Raw genomic sequence first — 483 nt, 5'->3', positions numbered from 1 at the left:
GGGTGGGGTGGTGAAGTCGGCCAGGACGAGGTGAGTGACGCACGCCCGTATCCAGCGCCGGTCGGCGGGGCGGCGGCGCACCTGGGCCACCTCGATCCGCGACTCTTCCAGCGACATCGCGGCATCGGCTGCGGCGGCGGACGCGCCGTCCGGGACCGCCCAGCGGGTGTGCGTGGCGTGCGCCGCCTCGTGCGTCAGGACGCCCCACAGGGCCGGGTAGCGGTCGCGGTCGGCGGGCCAGGACGGATCGCACGTGGCCGGGTCCAGGCGCAGGTGGGTGCCGTCGAGTTCGATGGTGGCCAGCGCCGGGACGAAACAACCCGGGGCGCCTCGCCCGAGGCCGGGCGCGCACTGCACGGTGAGGTCTTCGCGGTCGGTGAGGTCGGTGACGGCGTCGGTGAACGCCGCCGACAGCCGCAGCCACGCCCCGCCCAACCCGCTCACCGGCGCGGGCATCGGACTGTCACTTATACTCATCTGACC

At 74.3% G+C, this 483-nt stretch carries 1 protein-coding gene; it reads right to left on the bottom strand.

Annotated elements, in window-relative coordinates:
- A partial coding sequence (locus E1284_RS41085) for a hypothetical protein (RefSeq protein WP_481726850.1) occupies nt 1-444 on the bottom strand: 444 nt, incomplete at its 3' end.
- Nucleotides 445-483 lie beyond the last annotated feature (39 nt).

Origin of the sequence: Actinomadura bangladeshensis (genome assembly GCF_004348335.1) — a bacterium.
GTDB lineage: Bacteria > Actinomycetota > Actinomycetes > Streptosporangiales > Streptosporangiaceae > Spirillospora > Spirillospora bangladeshensis.
This window is presented reverse-complemented; position numbering and strand designations above follow the sequence as displayed.